The sequence below is a fragment of the Streptomyces sp. NPDC046727 genome, assembly GCF_040645635.1.
Classification (GTDB): Bacteria; Actinomycetota; Actinomycetes; order Streptomycetales; family Streptomycetaceae; genus Streptomyces.
On sequence record NZ_JBEYYR010000019.1, the window covers coordinates 15,929 to 32,968 of the forward strand.

The 17,040-nt window shown below is 73.5% G+C and carries 15 protein-coding genes; 9 read left to right on the top strand and 6 right to left on the bottom strand.

The window, feature by feature from the left end; genetic code table 11:
• Positions 1-185: 185 nt before the first annotated feature.
• The 4 genes from ABZ937_RS23335 to polX all read left to right on the top strand — a co-directional run bounded on the left by ABZ937_RS23335 (position 186) and on the right by polX (position 7,748).
• Positions 186-4,046 carry a Pls/PosA family non-ribosomal peptide synthetase gene (locus ABZ937_RS23335; protein WP_361694797.1) on the top strand — a complete coding sequence of 1,287 codons (3,861 nt, stop codon included), beginning with the start codon at positions 186-188 and terminating at the stop codon, positions 4,044-4,046.
• A gap of 66 nt (positions 4,047-4,112) precedes the next feature.
• Positions 4,113-5,456, top strand: coding sequence for a M1 family metallopeptidase (locus tag ABZ937_RS23340; RefSeq protein ID WP_361694799.1), 1,344 nt, complete (start codon positions 4,113-4,115; stop codon positions 5,454-5,456).
• Positions 5,457-5,580: 124 nt separating this feature from the next.
• Positions 5,581-5,994 carry a CBS domain-containing protein gene (locus ABZ937_RS23345; RefSeq protein ID WP_361694801.1) on the top strand — a complete coding sequence of 138 codons (414 nt, stop codon included), beginning with the start codon at positions 5,581-5,583 and terminating at the stop codon, positions 5,992-5,994.
• Between the two features lie 26 nt (positions 5,995-6,020).
• Positions 6,021-7,748 (top strand): DNA polymerase/3'-5' exonuclease PolX, encoded by a 1,728-nt coding sequence (gene polX, locus ABZ937_RS23350; RefSeq protein WP_361694803.1) that lies wholly within the window; start codon positions 6,021-6,023, stop codon positions 7,746-7,748.
• Positions 7,749-7,772: 24 nt separating this feature from the next.
• On the opposite strand, the gene ABZ937_RS23355 is transcribed toward polX, so the two are convergent.
• From ABZ937_RS23355 to ABZ937_RS23365, 3 genes are read right to left on the bottom strand one after another with little or no spacing between them, the layout of a single operon-like run.
• Positions 7,773-8,888 carry a CapA family protein gene (locus ABZ937_RS23355; RefSeq protein WP_361694805.1) on the bottom strand — a complete coding sequence of 372 codons (1,116 nt, stop codon included), beginning with the start codon at positions 8,886-8,888 and terminating at the stop codon, positions 7,773-7,775.
• 9 nt (positions 8,889-8,897) lie between these two features.
• Entirely contained in the window at positions 8,898-10,202 is a 1,305-nt protein-coding gene (locus tag ABZ937_RS23360) for a phosphoribosyltransferase family protein (protein ID WP_361694807.1), read from the bottom strand.
• Between the two features lie 11 nt (positions 10,203-10,213).
• A complete protein-coding gene (locus ABZ937_RS23365) occupies positions 10,214-10,525 on the bottom strand; it encodes a dsRBD fold-containing protein (protein WP_361694809.1) in 312 nt (103 codons plus the stop codon).
• Between the two features lie 93 nt (positions 10,526-10,618).
• Between ABZ937_RS23365 and ABZ937_RS23370 the strand changes: the two genes are divergently transcribed.
• Positions 10,619-10,993: a YchJ family protein gene (locus ABZ937_RS23370; protein ID WP_361694811.1), complete on the top strand. Its 375-nt coding sequence runs from the start codon at positions 10,619-10,621 to the stop codon at positions 10,991-10,993.
• A gap of 28 nt (positions 10,994-11,021) precedes the next feature.
• Here the strand turns inward: ABZ937_RS23370 and ABZ937_RS23375 are convergent, their stop codons facing one another.
• The gene (locus ABZ937_RS23375; RefSeq protein ID WP_361694813.1) at positions 11,022-11,723 is read right to left on the bottom strand and encodes a FadR/GntR family transcriptional regulator; all 702 of its coding nucleotides are present in this window, start codon (positions 11,721-11,723) and stop codon (positions 11,022-11,024) included.
• Between the two features lie 140 nt (positions 11,724-11,863).
• On the opposite strand from ABZ937_RS23375, the gene ABZ937_RS23380 reads away from it, so the two are divergent.
• The 4 genes from ABZ937_RS23380 to ABZ937_RS23395 are packed head-to-tail and all read left to right on the top strand — an operon-like array spanning position 11,864 to position 15,630.
• A complete protein-coding gene (locus tag ABZ937_RS23380; protein WP_361694815.1) occupies positions 11,864-12,391 on the top strand; it encodes a gluconokinase in 528 nt (175 codons plus the stop codon).
• Positions 12,392-12,430: 39 nt separating this feature from the next.
• Entirely contained in the window at positions 12,431-13,828 is a 1,398-nt protein-coding gene (locus ABZ937_RS23385; protein WP_361694817.1) for a gluconate:H+ symporter, read from the top strand.
• Positions 13,829-13,837: 9 nt separating this feature from the next.
• Positions 13,838-14,596 carry an SDR family oxidoreductase gene (locus ABZ937_RS23390; protein WP_361694819.1) on the top strand — a complete coding sequence of 253 codons (759 nt, stop codon included), beginning with the start codon at positions 13,838-13,840 and terminating at the stop codon, positions 14,594-14,596.
• 14 nt (positions 14,597-14,610) lie between these two features.
• Positions 14,611-15,630: an L-idonate 5-dehydrogenase gene (locus ABZ937_RS23395; RefSeq protein WP_361694821.1), complete on the top strand. Its 1,020-nt coding sequence runs from the start codon at positions 14,611-14,613 to the stop codon at positions 15,628-15,630.
• 7 nt (positions 15,631-15,637) lie between these two features.
• Here ABZ937_RS23395 and ABZ937_RS23400 read toward each other — a convergent pair whose 3' ends face one another.
• Positions 15,638-16,264: a cytochrome b/b6 domain-containing protein gene (locus ABZ937_RS23400; protein WP_361694823.1), complete on the bottom strand. Its 627-nt coding sequence runs from the start codon at positions 16,262-16,264 to the stop codon at positions 15,638-15,640.
• Positions 16,248-16,988, bottom strand: a complete 741-nt coding sequence (locus ABZ937_RS23405) for a molybdopterin-dependent oxidoreductase (protein ID WP_361694825.1) — start codon at positions 16,986-16,988, stop codon at positions 16,248-16,250. The genes ABZ937_RS23400 and ABZ937_RS23405 overlap by 17 nt, the downstream gene beginning before the upstream one ends.
• Positions 16,989-17,040: the final 52 nt, after the last annotated feature.

Consider the following 17,040-nt stretch of genomic DNA (forward strand, 5'->3'; position numbering starts at 1 on the left):
GACATATCAGGCGCCCTTCGGCCGGCAACGTCGGCCGGTTACCGCTCCTTTCCAGCCGTGTGAGTAGTTTCACATCAACCCGCGTCACCCGGACGGCTCTCCCGGGCGGCCGGACAAGGGGGCGGTCACTAGCGTCGTACTAACATTTCCGGTTTGTTACCCGCCGGAGCCGACGTGAGGACCTGATGGCAGCCATAGACGAGAGCGGCGCTCTCGGCCTGCTCGACGAAGAGATCCACACGCAGTCCGGTGACAGGGCGCGCTTCTCCGCGGGGCCGGCCGCCTCGCCGCGCACCCTGGTCGACGTCTTCGACGCGTCCGTGCGGTCGTACCCGGACGAGCTCGCCCTGGACGACGGCACGCACCGTCTCACCTACCGTGCGCTGGCCGCCGAGGTGGAGCGGCTGCGGCGGCGGCTCGCCGACGCGGGGGTCGGGCTCGGGGACCGGGTCGGGGTGCGGGTTCCCTCCGGGACCAACGATCTGTACGTCGCGATCCTCGCCGTCCTCGCCGCCGGTGCCGCCTACGTCCCCGTGGACGCCGAGGACCCGGACGAGCGGGCCGAGTTGGTGTTCGGGGAGGCGGAGGTGCGGGCCGTCATCGGGGCCGGGCACACCCTCACCGCCCAGGGCACCTCCGGCTCCCCCGCCGCCCGGCCCGGCACCGGGCACGACGCCTGGATCATCTTCACCTCCGGGTCCACCGGGAAGCCCAAGGGCGTCGCCGTCACGCACCGCAGTGCCGCCGCGTTCGTGGACGCCGAGGCCGCGCTGTTCCTGACCGAGGAGCCGATCGGGCCCGGGGACCGGGTCATGGCGGGGCTGTCCGTCGCCTTCGACGCCTCCTGCGAGGAGATGTGGCTGGCCTGGCGGTACGGCGCCTGTCTGGTGCCCGTGCCCCGGTCGCAGGTCAGGAGCGGTGCCGATCTCGGGCCCTGGCTGGTCGAGCAGGAGATCACCGTGGTGTCCACGGTGCCGACGCTGGCCGCGCTGTGGGAGCCCGAGGCCCTGAGCGACGTACGGCTGCTGATCTTCGGCGGCGAGGCCTGCCCGCCCGAGCTGGCGCAGCGGCTGGTCACGGAGGGGCGCGAGGTGTGGAACACCTACGGGCCGACCGAGGCGACCGTCGTGGCCTGTGCGGCGCTGATGACCGGCGAGGAGCCCATCAGGATCGGGCTGCCGCTGAACGGCTGGGAGCTGGCCGTCGTCGATGACGCCGGGGAGCCCGTGGCCATGGGCGGCAGCGGGCAGCTCGTGATCGGCGGGGCCGGGCTCGCGCGCTATCTCGATCCCGAGAAGGACGCGGAGAAGTACGCGCCGCTTCCGTCGCTGGGCTGGGAGCGGGCGTACCGGAGCGGTGACCTGGTCAGGGCCGAGCCCGAAGGGCTGGTTTTCCTGGGGCGGGCCGACGAGCAGATCAAGCTCGGCGGGCGGCGGATCGAGCTGGGCGAGGTGGATGCCGCGCTGCAGGCGCTGCCCGGGGTCTCCGGGGCCGCCGCTGCCGTGCGCACCGCCCGCAGTGGCAATCAGCTCCTCGTCGGCTATGTCGTCACCCAGGACGGCTGGGACCACGCGGCCGCCGTGGAGAAGCTGCGCGCGGAGCTGCCCGCCGCGCTGGTGCCGCTGCTCGCGCCCGTGGCCGAGCTGCCGACCCGGACGTCGGGGAAGGTGGACCGGAACGCCCTGCCGTGGCCGCTGGAGGGCGTTCAGGCCCCGAAGGCCGAGCTGTACGGCACCGAGGCCTGGCTCGCCGAGCAGTGGACGGAGGTCCTCGGCATCCCGGTGAGCAGCGCCTTCGACGACTTCTTCGCGATCGGCGGCAGCAGTCTGGCCGCCGCCCGGCTCACCACCCGGCTGCGCACCCGCTACCCGAGCGCCGCCGTCCTCGACATCTACCAGCAGCCCGTCCTACGCAAGCTGGCCCGGCGCCTCGAGGCCTCGGCCCAGGACGACGGCCGGACCCGCACGGTCGCGCCGGTGCCGGTGCGCGCCCAGGCCGTCCAGCTCCTGCTGCTCCTCCCGCTGGTCACCCTGCTCGGGCTGCGCTGGACGCTGATCCTGGCCGCGGCCGGGAAGCTGCTGCCCGCGTACTCCTGGCTGCCGACCGCCCCCTGGTGGCTGCTGGCCGCCGGCGCCCTGCTGCTCTTCTCCCCGCCCGGCCGGATCGCGCTCGCCGCGGGCGGGGCGCGGCTGCTGCTGCGGGGGCTCACGCCCGGACGGTACCCGCGTGGCGGGAGCGTGCATCTGCGGCTGTGGGCCGCCGAGCGGCTGGCCGAGTTCAGCGGGGCCACCGCGCTGACCGGCTCGTGGCTGGAGCGGTACGCGCGGGCGCTGGGCGCCAAGGTCGGGCCCGACGTGGACCTGCACTCGCTGCCGCCGGTCACCGGCATGCTCCGGCTGGGGCGCGGGGCGGCCGTGGAGTCCGAGGTGGACCTGTGCGGGTACTGGCTGGACGGCGACCGGCTGGAGGTCGGTCCGGTGCGGGTCGGCGCGCACGCCGTCGTCGGGACGCGAAGCATGCTGTTCCCGGGCGCGCGGGTCGGCAAGCGGGCCGAGGTGGCGCCGGGGTCGGCGGTCACCGGGCAGATTCCCACCGGCCAGCGCTGGGCGGGCGCGCCCGCGGTCAAGCTCGGCAAGGCCAAGCGCAACTGGCCGAAGGAACGGCCGCAGCGGGGCACGTACTGGCGGGTGATGTACGGCGTGACGGGCCTCGGGCTCAGCGCCCTGCCGCTGGTCGCGGGGGTGGCCGCGCTGCTGGTCGCCCGGGTCTTCGTGACACCCGGCGGCTCGCTGGGGCAGGCCCTGCGCGGGGCCGCGCTCGCGCTCGTCCCGGCGACGCTCGCCTACGGGCTGGCGTACGCGCTGCTGATCCTGGTCGCCGTACGCGTGCTCAGCCTGGGGCTGCGCGAGGGCACGCATCCGACGCACGGCCGGGTCGGCTGGCAGGCGTGGACCGTGACGCAGCTGATGGACCGGTCCCGCGAGACGCTGTTCCCGCTGTACGCGGGGCTGGTCACGCCGGTGTGGCTGCGGCTGCTGGGGATGCGGATCGGGCGGGGCGCCGAGGTGTCGACCGTGCTGGCCCTGCCGAGCCTGACCACCGTCGGCGACGGGGCGTTCCTGGCGGACGACACGCTGACGGCGCCGTACGAGCTGGGGGGCGGCTGGGTGCGGATCGGGCGCGCGGAGATCGGGCGGCGGGCCTTCCTCGGGAACTCGGGGATGACCGCGCCGGGGCGGAGCGTGCCGGACGGCGGCCTGGTCGGCGTGCTCTCGGCGACGCCGAAGAAGGCGAAGAAGGGCACCTCGTATCTGGGGCTGCCGCCCGTGAAGCTGCCGCGCAGTGCCGCCGACGGGGATCAGAGCCGTACGTACGACCCGCCGGCCCGGCTGCTGTGGGCGCGGGGTCTGGTGGAGCTGTGCCGGATCGTGCCGGTGCTGTGCAGTGCGGCGCTGGCCGCGGCGACGGTGGCGGCGCTGTGCGCGCTGGGGGCGTGGGCCTGGGCGCTGTCGGGGCTGGTGCTGCTCGGGGCGGGTGCCGCGGCGGCGGTCGTCTCCGTTCTGGCGAAGTGGCTGCTCGTGGGGCGGCACCGGGCCGGGGAGCATCCGCTGTGGAGTTCGTTCGTGTGGCGGGGCGAGCTGGCGGACACGTTCGTCGAGGTGCTGGCGGTGCCGTGGCTGGCCGGGGCCGTGCCGGGGACGCCGGTGATGACGGTGTGGCTGCGCGGGCTCGGCGCACGCATCGGCCGGGGCGTCTGGGTGGAGAGCTACTGGCTGCCGGAGACCGATCTGGTGACCCTTCAGGACGCGGCCACGGTGAACCGCGGCTGCGTGCTGCAGACTCACCTCTTCCACGACCGGATCTTGCGGACGGATACTGTGGTCCTCCGTGAGGGCGCCACACTGGGCCCTGGCGGGATCGTGCTGCCCGGCAGCACGGTCGGGGCCCGTACGACCCTGGGTCCCGCGTCGCTCGTCATGGCCGCGGAGTCCGTCCCGGACGACACCCGCTGGCTCGGCAACCCGATCGAGGCATGGCGTCCGTGAGCGCGGTCCCCGCGGGGTGCGGTGCGCCGGCGGAGTGACGGCACAGCGCAGGGAGCGGACACAGCAGTGGCAGTTCAGCAGTCGGTCGGCCCGGACCCGTATTTCCCGGACAACGGTGACTCCCGCTACCGGGTGCACCGCTACGAGCTCGCGCTGGACTACCGCCCGGCCCCGAACCGGCTGGCCGGCACGGCCCGGATCAACGCCATCGCGGGACGGTCGGCGCTCGCCGAGTTCCAGCTCAACCTGGCCGACTTCAAGATCGGCCGGGTCCGGGTGGACGGCCGGCAGCCGCACTACACGCACCGCGGCGGCAGGCTGCGCGTCCGCCCGGCCAAGCCCGTCCGGGCCGGCGCCGCCTTCACCGTCGAGGTGCACTGGTCGGGCAACCCCAAGCCGGTGGCCAGCCCCTGGGGCGGGCTCGGCTGGGAGGAGCTGGAGGACGGGGCGCTGGTGGCGAGCCAGCCGATCGGGGCGCCGTCCTGGTACCCGTGCAACGACCGGCCCGCGGACAAGGCGTCGTACCTGCTGTCGGTCACCCTGCCGTCCGCGTACGCGGTCGTCGCGGGCGGGCGCCTGCTGACGCGCACGACGAAGGCCTCGACGACCACCTGGGTGTACGAGCAGCCGGCCCCCACGTCCAGCTATCTCGTCGGACTGGCGATCGGCACGTTCCAGACGGTGCTGCTGGGCGACCCGGGACCGGGCGGCGTCCCGCAGCACGGACACATCCCGGCGCGGCTGCTCCCCGAGTTCTCCCGGGACTTCGCGCGGCAGCCCGCGATGATGGAGCTGTTCCAGGAGCTGTTCGGGCCGTACCCGTTCGACGAGTACGCGGTCGCGGTGACCGAGGAGGAGCTCGATGTGCCCGTCGAGGCGCAGGGGTTGTCGCTGTTCGGCTCCAACCACGTGGACGGCGCCCGCGGTTCGGAGCGGCTGGTGGCGCACGAGCTGGCCCACCAGTGGTTCGGCAACTGCGTGTCCATCGCCGACTGGCGGCACATCTGGCTGAACGAGGGCTTCGCCAAGTACGCGGAGTGGCTGTGGTCCGAGCGCTCGGGCGGCCGCACCGCCCAGCAACTGGCCGCCGCCGCACACCGGTTGCTGGCCACACTGCCGCAGGACCTGCGGCTGGCCGACCCGGGCCGCAAGGCGATGTTCGACGACCGGGTCTACGAGCGGGGCGGCCTGGCCCTGCACGCGGTGCGGTGCGCGCTCGGCGACGAGGCGTTCTTCGCGATGGTGCGCGGCTGGGTGCGGCAGCACCGCAACGGCACGGTGACGACACCGGCGTTCACCGCGCACGTGGCCCGCTACGCGGACGAGCCGCTGGACGCGCTGTTCGACGCCTGGCTGTACGGGACGGCGCTGCCGCCCCTGCCGACGCTCGGCGCCCCCGCGGCCGTCTAGCGGCCCGGTCCGGGACGTCGCGCGGGGACGCGGACACGCTCGTACGGTGGAAAGAGGACGCCCTCCCTGGCCATCAGGACGCCCTCCCTGCCCGTGAGTGCGCACGCTCCAGGAGGTTGAACCCATGACCACCGCAGCAGACATCATGCATGCCGGGGCCCGTTGGATCCCGGCGACCGAGACCCTTGACCGCGCCGCGCAGCTGATGCGGGAGCTGGACGTGGGTGCGCTGCCCGTCAGCGGCCCGAACGAGCGGATGGTCGGCATCGTCACGGACCGCGACATCGTCGTGAAGTGCGTGGCCTCGGGCCGCGATCCGGCACAGGTGACGTGCGGCGAACTGGCGGAGGGCACGCCGCGCTGGATCGACGCGGACGCGAGCGTGGACCAGGTGCTGGAGGAGATGGAGAGCCACCAGATCCGCCGGCTGCCGGTCATCAGGAACAAGCGGCTCGTCGGCATGATCAGTGAGGCCGATCTGGCCGCCCACCTGACGGACGAGCAGCTGGCCGAATTCGTCGAGAGGGTCTACGCGTAGGCCGGAACCGGTCCCGGAGTCGACACGTGGCCCGGCGCAACGACGAGGTCGAGGCGCTGCTGCGGGAGTACGCCGATCTCATCGCGATCACCGGAGGCGACGCCTTCAAGGCGCGTGCCTACGAGAAGGCGGCACGCGCCATCGGCGGGTATCCGGCCGACATCTCCACGCTGGACGCCGACGGGCTGCGGGAGATCCCGAACGTGGGCCGGTCGATCGCCGAGAAGGTGAGCGAGTACCTGCGCACCGGCACGATGGCGGTGGTCGAGGAGCGCCGGGCGAAGATCCCCGCCGGGGTGCGCGAGCTGATCACGATCCCGACCCTGGGTCCGAAGAAGGCGCTGCGGCTCTACGAGGATCTGCACATCTCGTCGGTGAGCGAACTGGCGGCGGCCATCGAGGCGGACGCGCTGGCCGATCTGAAGGGCTTCGGCGAGAAGACGCAGGAGAACATCCGGCACGGCATCGAGCTGCTGCAGCGGGCGGGCGCGCGGGTGCCGCTGGCGCTGGCGCTGGACACGGCCGAGGAGATCGTCGGCCAATTGGCCGGCGTGACGGGCTGCAAGCGGTGCGCGTACGCCGGTTCGCTGCGCCGGATGCAGGAGACCGTCGGCGACCTGGACGTGCTGGTCGCGGCCAAGCGGTCGGCACCGTTCATGGACGCGCTGTGCGAGTTGCCGGTCACCGCCGAGGTGATCGCACGCGGCACGAAGAAGACGTCGGTGCGCACCGGCAAGGGGCTCCAGGTGGATCTGCGGGTGGTGCCGCCGGAGTCCTGGGGCGCAGCGATGCAGTACTTCACCGGGTCCAAGGCGCACAACATCCGCACCCGGACCATCGCCGGGCACCAGGGGCTGAAGCTCTCCGAGTACGGCCTGTTCGACACCGAGAGCGGGGACTCGGTCGCGTCCCGGACCGAGGAGGACGTGTACGCGCGGCTCGGTCTGCCGTGGATCCCGCCGACGCTGCGCGAGGACCGCGGGGAGATCGAGGCGGCGCTGGGCGAGGGCCTGCCGGAGGTGGTGACCGAGCGGGACATCCGCGGTGACCTGCACACGCACACCGATCTCACGGACGGTCTGGCCTCGCTGGAGGCGATGGTGGAGGCCGCCGCCGAGCGCCGTTACGCGTACTTCGCGGTCACCGACCACGCGCCCAACCTGTACATGCAGCGCATGACGGACGAGAAGATCCTCGCCCAGCGGGAGCGGGTGCGGGAACTGGACGGCACCCGGCGCCGGATGCGGCTGCTGCACGGCACCGAGCTGAACATCGGACCCGACGGCGAGGTGGACTGGCCGGAGGAGTTCCTGGCCGGCTTCGATCTGTGCGTGGCCTCGCTGCACTCCCACTTCGACCTGGGCCGCGGGGCGATGACCCGGCGGCTGGTGCGGGCCTGCGAGAACCCGTACGTCCACATCATCGGGCACCCCACGACCCGGCTGATCGGCAAGCGGCCGGGCGTCGACGCCGACTGGGACGAGGTGTTCGCCGCGTGCGCGCGCACCGGCACCGCACTGGAGGTCAACGCCCAGCCGGACCGGCTGGACCTGTGCGACGAGGACATCCTGCGGGCCCGGGAGCACGGGGTGAAGTTCGCCGTGAACACCGACGCGCACTCCGTCCCGCACCTCGGGCAGCTGCGCTACGGCGTCGGCACCGCGCAGCGCGGCTGGCTCACGAAGGAGGACGTGATCAACACCTGGACCCTGACCCGGCTGCGCGCGTTCCTGCGCAAGGGCGGGCGCGCCTGACGCCCGGTCGCACCGGCCCGGGTCTCACCGCAGGGACCGTACGGTGAGCGTGCCGTCGTCGGCGTGTTCGACGCGGGTGCCGTGGTCGCGGGCGTACCCGTCGAGGACGGTGCCCAGCCAGGCGGTGTCGTCGGGTGTGGCGTGCTCCAGGCGCAGCCGGCGCGCCCGCAGCGGCACCATCCGCAGGCCGGTCAGCCGGCCGGTCCCGGGCTCGACCGACGCCAGGTACAGCAGCCGCAGGTCGTCGCGGTAGCGCTCGTAGCCGCCGATGCCCTCGTAGTCGTCGACGAGGTCGCCGCAGCCGTACAGGACGAGCCGGTCCCGGTACACCTCCGGCGGGCGCGGGTGGTGCGAGGAGTGTCCGTGGACGACGGCGGCGCCCGCGTCGATGAGCGCGTGGGCGAAGCGGACCTCGCTGCGGGTGACGCCGTAGCCCCAGTTGGGGCCCCAGTGGACGGACGCCACGACGATGTCGCCGGGCCGCTCGACCCGGCGCAGCCGGTCGGCGAAGTCGGCCGCGGCGGCGGCGGTCGGCGCGGTGAACAGGGCCACGCCGGGGCGTTCGGCGGTGGCGGCCCAGCTGTGCGGGATCCCGCTGGACGGCATCCCGAAGGCGAAGACCAGGACGCGTCCGCCCCACGGCAGCGGAACGGTGGCCGGACGCCATGCCGCGGTCTCGTCCCGGCCCGCCCCGGCGGTGCGCAGCCCGGCCGCCGCCAGGGAGTCCAGCGTCTCGTGGAGGCCGGTCGGGCCGAAGTCGAGCACGTGGTTGTTGGCGAGGACGCAGACGTCGGGGCGGACGGCGGTGAGGCAGGGCAGGTTGGCGGGGTGCATGCGGTAGTGGACGCCCTTGCCGGGGGCGAAGTCGGCGCCCCGGGTGACGGCGGTCTCCAGGTTGATCACCCGGACGTCCGGTGCGGCACGTTCCAGCACGGGCAGCGCGTCGCCCCAGGGCCAGGCGGGGTCCACGGGCCGGGGCACCGGTCCGTTCGCGGCCTCCGCCAGGGCCACGTAGTCGCGGGCGTCGTGCACGTAGTCCTCGCGCAGGACCGGGTCACCGGGGTGCGGGAGGATCTGGTCGACGCCCCGGCCGAGCATGACGTCCCCGGCGAGGAACAGGGTGACGAGCCCCTCGGGCATGATCCCCGCCTAGACGTGCGCCGGTGCCATGTGGTCCGTGAACCAGTCGCGCGCCAACTCGGTCACCCTCTCCAGCGTGCCGGGCTCCTCGAAGAGGTGGGTGGCGCCGGGGACCACCTCAAGGCGGTTCTCGCACCGGAGCCGGGCCTGTGCCTCCCGGTTGAGTCCGAGGACCAGATCGTCGGCACCGCCGACGATGAGGAGGGTGGGTGCCGTCACCTCGGCCAGCCGGGGTCCGGCGAGGTCGGGCCGGCCGCCGCGGGAGACGACCGCGGCGGGCCGCGCGTCGGGATCGGCCGCGGCCGACAGAGCGGCGGCCGCGCCGGTGCTGGCGCCGAAGTAGCCGATGGCGAGCCCTTCGGCGTCGGGTTCCTCGCGGAGCCAGCGGGTGGCGTCGAGCAGCCGGCCGGCCAGCAGCGCGATGTCGAACACGTTGCCCCGGTCGGCCTCTTCCGCGTCGGTGAGCAGGTCGAACAGCAGGGTGCCGAGCCCGGCCCGGTGCAGCCCCTCGGCCACGAACCGGTTGCGCGGGCTGTGCCGGCTGCTGCCGCTGCCGTGGGCGAAGACGACGACACCGGTGGCGTCGTCGGGCAGGGTGAGCCGGCCGCCCAGGCGCACGGCGCCGGCCGTCACGGTGACCTCCCGGTCGCCGGCCGCGGCGCCCGTGGTGTGCCGGTGCCGGCTCGCGGCCTGCCGCAGACAGGCGGTGACCTCCTCGTCGCCGACCTGGGCGAAGTCGGCGTAGAACTGGCCGACCGCGGCGAAGTCCCACGGGGTGTGCAGGCAGACCAGTTCGTCGGCGTCCCCGGCCAGCCGCCGGGTGAAGTCCTGCGGGGCCACGGGGACCGCCAGCACGATACGGGCCGCGCCCCGGGCCCTGGCGATCCGGCAGGCGACGCGCGCGGTGGAGCCGGTGGCCACGCCGTCGTCCACCACCACCGCGGTCCGGCCGGCGACGGAGACGGGGGGTGCCGCGCCCCGGTAGCGGGCGGCCCGCTCCTCAAGGACCCGGCGCTCGTCCTCCTCGACCCGGGCGAGGTCCGCCTCCGAGACCCCGGTCCCGCGCACGACCTCCTGGTTGATGACGCGTACGCCGTCCTCGCCGATCGCCCCCATCCCCAGCTCGGGCTGGTAGGGCACGCCCAGTTTCCGCACCAGGCAGACGTCCAGGGGGGCGTCGAGCGCCTCGGCGACCACCGCGGCGACCGGCACCCCTCCCCTCGGCAGCCCGAGCACCACCACGTCCTGGCCCCTGAGGTACTCCAGGCGCGGGCCCAGCCGCCGTCCCGCGTCGAGACGGTTCCTGAAGTGCACGGTCGGGCTCCTCACTCCCGGGGCAGCCAGAGCGGTGCCGGGCCCTCCGCGTCGGCGGCGCCGGTCGCCTTCATGTCGCCGTCGGCGGCGCGCAGCAGCATGCGGCCCATGGCGATGAGCGCGCGTCCGGCGGCGAGTTCGTCACCGATCTCCGGCATCGCCTGGTCGTAGGGGTTGCGGCGGGCCTCGGCGTGGCTCTCCAGGACGTTGTCTCCGGTGTCCAGGACGATCCGGGCGGTGGTGTCCGGGTCGTGCTCGGACAGGTACAGGTTCAGCCGCCACTCCTTGACGGCGGGAGCACGGCTGCTCACAGGTCCGGTCATCGTCCCTCTCCTCCCGGACTGCGCTGCGCTGCACTTCCACTGTGTACCCAGGCCGCGGCGGACGCCTCCCCCGCTGCGGGCAGAATGTGGGGCATGACCGCGCGTACCTGCCCCTGCGGGCTCCCCGAGCCCTACGACGCCTGCTGTGGCCGCTTCCACTCCGGACCGGCCGCGGCGCCGACCGCCGAGCTGCTGATGCGCTCGCGGTACTGCGCGTTCGTCAAGGGGGACGCGGGGTATCTGCTGCGCACCTGGCATCCCCGGACCCGGCCCGAGCGGCTGGACCTGGACCCGCGGATGACGTGGACGGGGCTGGAGATCCTGGGCACCACCGACGGATCCGCCTTCCACAGCACGGGAACGGTGACCTTCCGTGCCTCCTACCGCGGCGGCTCGCTGCACGAGCGGAGCCGGTTCGAGCGGGTGGCCGGGGCGTGGGTGTACGTGGACGGGGACTTCCTGGAGTAGCCGGGGAGTTGCCGGACGGCCGGCCGGCTCAGGGCGCCAGGATCTCCAGCTCCTCCAGGGCGCCCATGGTGATCTGCCGGGTCAGTTCCTCGGCGCGGGCCGCGTCGCCGGCGCGGACCGCCTCGGCCACCCGCACGTGCAGGGTCACGGCGGCCGGGTCGGGGTCCTCGAACATGACCTCGTGGTGGGTGCGGCCGGCCAGCACCTCCGCGACGACGTCGCCGAGCCGGGCGAACATCTCGTTGCCCGAGGCGTTCAGGACGACGCGGTGGAAGGCGACGTCGTGGATCAGGTACTCCTCCAGCTTGTGGCCGCGTGAGTTGGCCACCATGCCGAGCGCGCACTCGGTGAGTTCGGCGCACTGCTCGGCCGTGGCGTGCTGGGCGGCGAGGCCCGCCGCGACGGGTTCGATCGCGGACCGCAGCACGGTGAGCGAGCGCAGCTGGTGCGGGCGGTCGGCGCCGGCCAGGCGCCAGCGGATGACCTGCGGGTCGTAGACGTTCCACTCGGCCTTGGGGCGGACCGTGACGCCCACCCGGCGGCGGGACTCGACCAGGTGCATGGATTCGAGCACGCGGACCGCCTCGCGCATCACGGATCGGGAGACCTCGAAGTGCTGTGCCAGCTCGTCGGTCCGCAGGACGCTGCCCGGCGGGTACTCGCCCGCTGTGATCGCGGGGCCGAGGGTGTCCAGTACATGGCCGTGCAGACCCCGGCCCCGTGTGCTCATGCACTCAGCGTACGACCTGCGTCACAGTCGCAAAAAGTCAGACTTATATGTCACAGACTCTTGAATTCGTCGTACCTAATGGGTTTCAGTGTGGCGACGCCGCAGCGGCGTCGGATGTCGAGGAAGACAGCGAGGCAGTGATGCGAACCCCCCAGGTCGTCGTCGTGATGGGCGTCGCGGGGACGGGCAAGACCACGATCGGTCCCTTGCTCGCCGCGCGGCTGGGCGTCCCGTACGCCGAGGGCGACGACTTCCACCCGCAGGCCAACATCGACAAGATGTCGGCCGGGATCCCGCTCGACGACGCCGACCGGTGGCCATGGCTGGAGGCCATCGGGCACTGGGCGCACGGCCGGGCCGGACTGGGCGGAGTGGTCAGCAGCTCGGCGCTGAAGCGGTCGTACCGCGACCGGCTGCGGGCCGTGGCCCCCGGGATCGTGTTCCTGCACCTCACGGGTGACCGGCGGCTGATCGAGGAGCGGATGTCGCAGCGGCAGGGGCACTTCATGCCGACCGCGCTGCTGGACTCCCAGTTCGCCACGCTCCAGCCGCTCGAACCGGACGAGGCGGGAGTCGCCGTGGACGTCAGCGGCGGCCCCCAGGAGATCACCGAGCGCGCCGTAAGGGCCCTCGCAGCGCTTCCCGACACCGCGGGCACCTCCAAGTAGCCCCCTCAGAAGATCCCCCGTAACCGCAAGGGAACCCCCGTGACCAGACTCAGCGTCGAGATGCTGGCAGCGGACGCGCCTGCCCCGATCACCTCCGCCGGACACGCCCAGCTGGGCATCGCCGTCCTGGTGGGCATCGCGGTCATCGTCCTGCTCATCACCAAGTTCAAGCTCCATGCCTTCCTGGCGCTGACCATCGGGTCGCTGACGCTCGGGGCGGTCGCCGGGGCGCCGCTCGACAAGGCCATCACCAGCTTCACCACCGGGCTCGGCAGCACCGTCGCCGGCGTGGGCGTCCTGATCGCGCTCGGGGCGATCCTGGGCAAGCTCCTCGCCGACTCCGGCGGCGCCGACGAGATCGTGGACACGATCCTCGCCAAGGCGGGCGGCCGTGCCATGCCCTGGGCGATGGTCCTGATCGCCTCCGTGATCGGACTGCCGCTGTTCTTCGAGGTCGGCATCGTGCTGCTGATCCCGGTCGTGCTGATGGTCGCCAAGCGCGGCAACTACTCCCTGATGCGCATCGGCATCCCGGCGCTCGCCGGTCTGTCCGTGATGCACGGCCTGATCCCGCCGCACCCCGGCCCGCTGGTCGCGATCGACGCGGTCAAGGCCAACCTGGGCGTGACCCTGGCGCTCGGCATCCTGGTCGCCGTCCCGACGGTGATCATCGCCGGTCCGCTGTTCTCGAAGGTCGCCGCCCGCTGGGTGGACGTGCCGGCGCCCGACCGGATGCTGCCGCAGCGCGCCTCGGAGGAGCTGGAGCGCCGTCCGGGCTTCGGCGCGACGCTCGCCACCGTGCTCCTGCCGGTGGTGCTGATGCTGGCCAAGGCGCTGGTGGACATCGTCGTGGACGACCCGGCGAACAGCACCCAGCGCGTCTTCGACGTCGTCGGCTCCCCGTTGATCGCGCTGCTCGCCGCCGTGATCGTCGGCTTCTTCACGCTGGGCCGGCCCGCCGGGTTCACCAGGGACCGGCTCCAGCAGACCGTCGAGAAGGGCCTCATGCCCATCGCCGGCATCCTGCTGATCGTCGGCGCCGGCGGCGGCTTCAAGCAGACGCTGATCGACTCCGGCGTGGGCCAGATGATCCTGGACGTCTCCAAGGACTGGTCGATCCCGGCGCTGCTGCTGGCCTGGCTGATCGCGGTGGCGATCCGGCTGGCGACCGGCTCGGCGACGGTGGCGACGGTCTCGGCGGCCGGCCTGGTCGCGCCGCTCGCGGCCGACATGTCGACCACCCACGCGGCCCTGCTCGTCCTCGCCATCGGCGCGGGCTCGCTCTTCTTCAGCCACGTCAACGACGCCGGTTTCTGGCTGGTGAAGGAGTACTTCGGGCTGAGCGTGGGGCAGACCGTCAAGACCTGGTCGGTGATGGAGACGATCATCTCGGTGGTCGCGGGCGGCCTGGTCCTGCTCCTCTCGCTGATCGTCTAGGGGTACGGGATGAGTCACCCGCTCTTCGACATCAGCGGCCGCACCGCCCTGGTCACCGGGTCCAGCCGGGGCATAGGCCTCGCCCTGGCCCGGGGCCTGGCCGAGGCCGGCTGCACGGTGGTCCTCAACGGACGCGACGGCGACCGGCTGACCGAGGCCGCGGCAGGGCTCCCCGGTGACGTCCGCACGGCGGTGTTCGACGTGACCGACGGCCCGGCCGTCGCCGCCGGGATCGCCGAGGTCGAGGAGCGGGTGGGCCCGCTGGACATCCTGGTGAACAACGCGGGCATGCAACTGCGCGCTCCGCTGCTGGAGTTCGCCGACGCCGACTGGCACCGCATCCTGGACACCAATCTCACCAGCGCGTTCCTGGTCGGCCGGGAGGCCGCCCGGGGGATGACGGAACGCGGCCACGGCAAGATCATCAACATCTGCTCGCTGCAGAGCGAGGTCGTCCGGCCCGGTATCGCGCCGTACGCGGCGACCAAGGGCGCGCTGAAGATGCTCACCAAGGGCATGTGCGCCGACTGGGGCCCGTACGGCGTCCAGGTCAACGGCCTCGGCCCCGGCTACATCGAGACCGAGCTGACCCGGCCGCTGGTGGCGGACGCGGAGTTCAGCGGCTGGGTGCGCCGCCGCACCCCGGCCGGCCGCTGGGGCCGGCCCGAGGACCTGGTGGGCGGCCTCCTCTTCCTCGCCTCGCCCGCGGCGGACTTCGTCGGCGGACAGGTGCTGTACGTCGACGGCGGTATGACGAGCGTGCTCTGAAAGGAGCGGCGGACATGCTGGGTTGTGTGATCCACGGAGCCGGCGATCTGCGGGTGGAGCGGCTGACGCCCCCTCGGCCCGGCCCCGGCGAGGCGCTGGTGGCGGTCCGGTACGGCGGGGTGTGCGGGTCCGATCTGCACTACTGGCGGCACGGCGGGGTCGGGGACTTCCGGCTCCGGGAGCCGATGGTGCTCGGGCACGAGGTGGTCGGCACGGTGGTGGCCTACGGCCCCGGGGCCACCGGTCCCGCTCCGGGTACGGCCGTCGCCGTGCACCCCGCCACCCCCTGCGGGCGCTGCCCGGAGTGCGCCGACGGGCGGGCGAACGTGTGCCGGGACACCCGGTACCTCGGCAGCGCGGCCCGCTTCCCGCACGTACAGGGCGCGTTCGCCGGTCAAGTGGCCGTACCCGCCGGGCAGTCGAGGCAGCTGCCAGAGGGGCTCGGGCTGCGCCGGGCGGCCCTCGCCGAGCCGCTCGCGGTGGCGCTGCACGCGGTGCGCCGCGCCGGGGACGTGTCCGGCAGGCACGTGCTGGTGACCGGGGCCGGGCCGATCGGGTGCCTGGTGGTCGCGGCGGCGAAGGCAGCCGGCGCGGCCCGGGTGACGGTGACCGACCTGCTGCCCGAGGCGCTCGGGTACGCCGCCGTCGCCGGGGCCGACACCCTCGTACGGGCCGACGACCCGGAGGACACCGGGTGGCCGGCCGAGGTGGACGTGGCCGTGGAGGCGTCGGGGGTGGCCGCCGGTCTGGACACCTGTCTGCGGCGGGTGCGGCGCGGGGGTGTCGTCGTGCAGCTCGGCATGCTGCCGGCGGGGCCGACACCGTTCGCCGGGAACCTGGTGGTGAGCCGGGAGATCGAGCTGCGCGGCTCGTTCCGCTTCGACACCGAGTTCCAGGACGCGCTGGAACTGCTGGCGGCACGCGGGGAGTTCGACGGGCTGGTCAGCGCGGTGGTTCCGGTGGGAGAGGCCGAGTCGGCCTTCGCGCTGGCCGCCGACCGGGGCCGGTCGTGCAAGGTGCTGCTGGAGTTCTGATCCGCGGCTAAGGGCGCCACATGGGGTGCTCCCGCTCCGCCCACTCCCTGCTCACCGCCCCCGTCCGCAGCCCCCGTCGCGCCTCCGGGTCCCCCAGCGCCATCCCGATGTGGCCCGCCAGGACCACGCCGATCGTCAGGGCCAGCCAGTCGTGGACGAAGGTCGCCGACGTGCGCCACATCAGCGGGGTGAGGTGGGTGAACCACATCATCAGGCCGGTGCCGAGCATGACCAGGGTGGCGCCGGCGATCCAGGCGGCGTAGATCTTCTGGCCGGCGTTGAACTTGCCGGCGGGGCGGGAGCCGTGGCGCTTGTCGCGGCGCAGGGCGGCACGCAGCCAGACCTTGTCGTGCGGGCCGAAGCGGTTGAGGAAGCGCAGGTCGGCGCGGAAGGCGCGGGAGGCCAGGCCCAGCAGGACCGGCACCGGCAGGGCGAGGCCCGCGCACTCGTGCACCCGGACGACCAGCTGGCGCCGGCCGACCGCCACCGCCAGCTGCGGGATGTAGAGGACGGCGGCGGTCAGCACGCAGGCACCCATCAGCACGGCCGTGACGCGGTGCACCCACCGTTCGGCCCGGGCGAAGCGGTGGACGCGGGCGTCCGGCGGGGCCGGGGTCTCAGCTCGTAGGGTCATCGCTGCGTCCGTTCGAGCGGCCGACCCAGGCGTCGACGTCGTAGCCCAGCTTCTCCCAGTAGCCGGGCTCCACCCGGTCGGTGACCGTGATGCCGGAGAGCCACTTGGCCGACTTGTAGAAGTACATGGGAGCGACGTAGAGGCGGACCGGGCCGCCGTGGTCGTGGCCGATGTCCTGGTCCTGCATGCGCAGGGCGACCAGGACGTCCGGGCGGCGGGCCTGGTCGAGGGTGAGGCTCTCGGTGTAGGTGCCGTCGAAGCAGGTGAAGCGCAGGGCCCTGGCGGAGGGGCGGACACCGGCCGCGTCGAGCAGGTGGGAGAGCCGTACGCCCTGGAAGGGGGTGCCGGGGACCCGCCAGCCGGTGACGCACTGGACGTCCTTGACCAGCCGGGTCTGCGGCAGGGCGCGCAGGTCGGCGAGGGTGTAGTCGCGCGGGTGGTCGACCAGGCCGTCGATGGTGAGGCGGTAGTCGGCGGCGGTCCGGTGCGGGACGGAGGCGGCGACGGAGTAGTAGCGGAAGCCGCCGCCGTTGGGCAGCAGGCCGGTCAGGCCGGTGGGGTCCTGGCCGGCGACGCTGCCGAGGAAGCCTTCGAGACCGCGTTGCAGCACCGGCGCGGTGAGCACGCCGAGCGCGCCGAGGCCGAGGGTGCCGAGGAAGACACGGCGGCCGACGGGCCGGCCGTCCTGCTCGGGTCGCTGGTCCTCGGATTGTTCAGAGTTCACGTATTCATTCGAGCACTCGGGGCCGCGCGGGGCCAGGCGGTCGGGCCACTGG

What these genes read in the sequence shown, in the direction of transcription:
- ABZ937_RS23370 (WP_361694811.1), top strand. Translation starts at nt 10,619, where the DNA reads ATGACCGCGCGTACCTGCCCCTGCGGGCTCCCCGAGCCCTACGACGCC.
- ABZ937_RS23375 (WP_361694813.1), bottom strand. Translation starts at nt 11,723, where the DNA reads ATGAGCACACGGGGCCGGGGTCTGCACGGCCATGTACTGGACACCCTC.
- ABZ937_RS23335 (WP_361694797.1), top strand. Translation starts at nt 186, where the DNA reads ATGGCAGCCATAGACGAGAGCGGCGCTCTCGGCCTGCTCGACGAAGAG.
- ABZ937_RS23380 (WP_361694815.1), top strand. Translation starts at nt 11,864, where the DNA reads ATGCGAACCCCCCAGGTCGTCGTCGTGATGGGCGTCGCGGGGACGGGC.
- ABZ937_RS23355 (WP_361694805.1), bottom strand. Translation starts at nt 8,888, where the DNA reads ATGCCCGAGGGGCTCGTCACCCTGTTCCTCGCCGGGGACGTCATGCTC.
- ABZ937_RS23365 (WP_361694809.1), bottom strand. Translation starts at nt 10,525, where the DNA reads ATGACCGGACCTGTGAGCAGCCGTGCTCCCGCCGTCAAGGAGTGGCGG.
- ABZ937_RS23395 (WP_361694821.1), top strand. Translation starts at nt 14,611, where the DNA reads ATGCTGGGTTGTGTGATCCACGGAGCCGGCGATCTGCGGGTGGAGCGG.
- ABZ937_RS23400 (WP_361694823.1), bottom strand. Translation starts at nt 16,264, where the DNA reads ATGACCCTACGAGCTGAGACCCCGGCCCCGCCGGACGCCCGCGTCCAC.
- ABZ937_RS23390 (WP_361694819.1), top strand. Translation starts at nt 13,838, where the DNA reads ATGAGTCACCCGCTCTTCGACATCAGCGGCCGCACCGCCCTGGTCACC.
- ABZ937_RS23345 (WP_361694801.1), top strand. Translation starts at nt 5,581, where the DNA reads ATGACCACCGCAGCAGACATCATGCATGCCGGGGCCCGTTGGATCCCG.